The organism is Vannielia litorea, assembly GCF_018424695.1.
Classification (GTDB): Bacteria; Pseudomonadota; Alphaproteobacteria; order Rhodobacterales; family Rhodobacteraceae; genus Vannielia; species Vannielia litorea_A.
In genome coordinates this window covers 1-3,809 of the sequence record NZ_QTNQ01000157.1, presented here as the reverse complement: position 1 = coordinate 3,809, position 3,809 = coordinate 1, and the positions used below count along the sequence as shown (strand labels likewise).

Sequence of the window (3,809 nt, the reverse complement as noted above, 5' to 3'; positions counted from 1 at the left end):
GCCCTCTCCGCCCCCGCCGGGGCGGCAGAGCTTTCGGAGCTGATCGCGATGCGCGATGCCGCAGCGCCGGGCGAATGCGCGCTTGAGGAAGCGGCCTCCAGCCAGCCCTTCTCGGGCGGCACCCTGCATGCCGTTCCCTGCCGCCCGACGGCTCAAGACATGCTCTCGGTGCTGATCCTCGAGCGCGATGGCACATTGCAGCCGCTCTTCTTCGCCCAGCCCGATTTCCAGTTTCAATATGCAACCGACGGCACGCTGGACTGGGCCAACCCCTCTTGGGGCGGCGTGCTGGTGTCGCCCGTCGTCTCCAGCTTCGAGGCAGACGACGCCACCGGGCGCATCACCATGTCCGCCCCGATCGCTCCGGGCCTCGGGCAAGGCGCCTTCGTGCATGACTATGCATTCGACGACTTCGGGGTGACGCTGGAAACCGCCCGCGTCAGCTTCGACGGCGGGCGTGAGGTGCAGCTCTGGCCCCCCGCAGCCCCCTCGGTGCTGGAAGAGATCGGCGTGGCCCACAGCCTCGACGGGTTCACCAAAGAGCCCACGCCCGACACTGTCCTGGCCTCGCCGCTCGACGTGGCCCAGGTGGTGTCACCCGACTTCCCGAGCGAAGAAGAGGGCCGCCCACGGCTTGAAATTTCGATGGAGCAGCGCGGCGATGCGGTGGCGGTGACCCTGCTTGACCGGGGCTGGGCCGACGACTCGGTGGAAGGCAAGGCCTGGCGCGTGCTGATGGCGCGCGAAGCCGAGGGATGGCGCGTGACCGGGCTGGGCAGCGCCAACATCTGCGGGCGCGGCGGCGCACGGGTCACAACCGGGCTCTGCCCCTAACCCTCAAGCCACAGGGTAAAGCACGTGCCCCGCCCGGGCTCCGAGCGCGCCTCCAGCCGCAGCCCATTGGCCCGCGCCAGCTCGAAACACACAGAAAGCCCCAGCCCGTGCCCGGTGGAGGCCGCGCCCTTCGCGTAGGCCGCGCTGAACTGCGCCAGCTCGTCGGCACTCATCCCCGGCCCTGTGTCAGCCACGATCAGCCGCAAGCCGCCGCCCCGCCGCACGCCCACCACCACACGGCCCTCGGTGGTGTATTTGATCGCGTTGGACACCAAGTTGGTGACAATGCGCATCAGCGCCAGCGGCGGCACGGTGACTTCTGCCGAACTCTCCGCCACCCGCAGCGCCAGCCCCTTGCTCGCCGCCTCACCCTCGAACATCTGACGCACCGTGCCCAGCGGCACCGAAAGCGGATAGGCCTCGGCCTCCTCTTCCGGCTCGGGCACATCTTGGTCGTCCGCGTCCTCCGCCTCCGGCACGCTCTCATCCACGTAGCCGGTGGCCAGCGACGCGAGGTAGTCGAAGGCATCGTTCAGCCGCGCCTTCACATCCGGCTTCATCTCGGCGGCCAGCGTGTCGAAGGTCATCCTGAGCGACATCAGCGGCTGGCGCAGATCATGCGAGGCCGTGGCAAGCTGGCGCTGGCGCAGCGCGGCGAGGTCCCGGGCGCGGGTGTAGTTGCGCTCGGCCTCCAGCAGCTCGCGGCTGCGCTCCGCCTCGGCCTCCAGCGCCTCCACCCGCGCCTCCACCGCGCTCAGGTGGCGGCGGCGCAGGGCAATGACATTGGCCGTCAGCGTCGTCATCGTCGCCAGCAGCATGAAGAAAAACATCGCCCGGATCGCCAGCGGCGCATCCAACCACGCGCTCCCCAGCCCGGTGACGATCAGCGCCAGCACCGCCAGCGCCCCCCCGGTCGCCAGCCGCGCCAGCAGCACCGCCCCCACCGGCGGGGTCGGCCCGATCCGCTGTGACGCCCGCGCCGAGAAGATGCTGCACACCAGCATCAGCGCGATCAGCCCATAGGCCAGAAACGCCGTGCCCTGCCCCGGCGAGGCCAGCGAAAGGGCAAAACCCGCCAGCGACAAAAGCGACAAAGCCGAAACCGCCCGCCCGGCGCGCGGGGCCTGCGCGCCAATCCCGGCCCCGGCAATCAAAAAGCCCGCCCCCGAAATGGCAAAGAGCATCCCGAAGCCCACGGTCGATTGCCACTCCGGATGCTGCGGATAGAAAAACCGCCAGAACAGCCCGTCCATCACCGCGATCAGCCCGAGAAAGGCCGCAAACATCGCCGAGTTCATCGCGCCCGTCCAACTGCCCATCGCCACCTGAAAGCCGAAGAAGAAGACGAGGCAGGCGATGGCAAAGGCATAAAAGGCCGTCAGCCCGATCCCCCAGACGAAACTCGCCTGCGCCAACTGCTCAGGGCTGTGCAGCTCCATCCCGAAGCTCGGAAACGGCCCGGTCTGCACATGGGCCAGCAGCGTCACCGTTTCGCCCGGCGCAAGCGTAAAGGCGGGCGCGCGCAGCCGGGTCACGGCATGATCGAGCGGGTCGAAAGGGGCGAAGATGGAGTAATCCATCAGGTTTTCCGTCAACCCATCCGCGCGGATCAGGAACAGCCGCACTCCGCTGACAAGCGGCGCATCGAAGGTCAGGATAAAGCTGTCGGGCGGGCGCCCGTCGAGCGGCGCGGGGTTGGTGATCGTGGTGCCCGCCCATGTCTCGGGCGAGTAGCCGGGGCCGTAGGAGGTGGTCACCCGATCAGCGCCAAACGCCCCCGCCTGCCACTGCGCCAAGGCCTCACGCACCTCGGTTTCCAGCGAGGCCCAGTAGCGCAGCGCCGGGGTCAGATCGGCGCTCTGCTCGCCCGGCGCCAGCACCACACCTTCCGCCCGCAACGGAAGCGCACCCAGCAGAATGCAGGCCAGAACTACGAAAAGACTGGGGAAAATCCGGCAGGCGTGGCAGGTTTCGGGCAAGGGCATTCAGAGGAACGGATTGATGAAAGAGCGTGGAGCCTACCATGCGGTTGTCGCGGACGATCATGCAATAGTCCGCAGCGGGCTGCGCTCTGCGCTGGAAACGCCCGGCCATATAGAGGAACGCGGCATCACCGTGGTCGCCGAGGCCGAAAACGGGCTCGAGGCCATCGCCGCCTGCCGCGCCCACCGGCCCGAGCTGCTGCTGCTCGACGTGCAGATGCCCATGGCGGGCGGCGTGGAGGTGGTGGTGGAGGTGCAACGCTGGAGCCCCGAAACCCGCATCGTGGTGCTCACCGGCGTGAGCGCCGTCGGCATCATCTCCTCGCTGGTCGAAACCGGGGTGCATGGGCTCTTCTCCAAGGGCGACGACAACACCGAGCTCTACGCCAGGCTGCCCGGCATCCTGCGCGGCCAGCGACACATCGCGGCGCGTTTCATGGAGGTGCTCAAGGACAAGCCCGCAGGCGAGCAGCTCACCGGGCGCGAGCGCCAGATCCTCAACATGATCATCGCCGGCCACTCCAACAAGGAAATCGCCGTTCATCTCGGCATTTCGGCCAAGACCGTCGACAAGCACCGCACCTCGATGATGCAAAAGCTAGATGTGCATTCGGTGCCGCAACTCATGGCCCTGGCTCTGCGCGAAGGGCTGGTGGACCCCTCCGCCGAACTCTGAATGGGGTGTTCCCCCCATGGGGCGGGGCGGCCCCGACAGCTACTTTGAGGCCAAGCGCTGCACCCCGCCGCGCCAAGCCCGAGGAACCGCCGCCGTGCCCCTGTCAAAGACCATCCTCCTCCTGCGCCTGCTGGTGGCCCTGATCCTGCCGGATGAGGCCCTTGCCGGGCCGCCGGAGCTGGCGGCAAGCAGGCTGCAAAGCGCGGCGGGCGATATCGTGATGATGTCGGAGGCGGCCCGCCCCGAATGCACTGGCGCGCCTTGCCCGCCCCGCATCTGCCTCGAAAACCCCGCCAGCAACCATGGCCCAAAGGGCC

4 protein-coding genes are annotated in these 3,809 nt (G+C 68.3%); 3 read left to right on the top strand and 1 reads right to left on the bottom strand.

The genetic code is table 11. From position 1 onward, the window contains the following. The coding region (locus tag DYI42_RS23405; RefSeq protein WP_213549468.1) for a hypothetical protein at positions 1-834 on the top strand (834 nt) is incomplete at its 5' end. Here the strand turns inward: DYI42_RS23405 and DYI42_RS23400 are convergent. After that, positions 831-2,819 carry an ATP-binding protein gene (locus DYI42_RS23400; protein ID WP_213549466.1) on the bottom strand — a complete coding sequence of 663 codons (1,989 nt, stop codon included), beginning with the start codon at positions 2,817-2,819 and terminating at the stop codon, positions 831-833. The genes DYI42_RS23405 and DYI42_RS23400 overlap by 4 nt on opposite strands. Positions 2,820-2,835: 16 nt before the next feature. On the opposite strand from DYI42_RS23400, the gene DYI42_RS23395 reads away from it, so the two are divergent. Then, entirely contained in the window at positions 2,836-3,492 is a 657-nt protein-coding gene (locus DYI42_RS23395; RefSeq protein WP_213549464.1) for a LuxR C-terminal-related transcriptional regulator, read from the top strand. Positions 3,493-3,586: 94 nt separating this feature from the next. Beyond that, positions 3,587-3,809 (top strand): hypothetical protein (locus DYI42_RS23390; protein WP_213549462.1); only part of this gene is annotated, 223 nt, incomplete at its 3' end.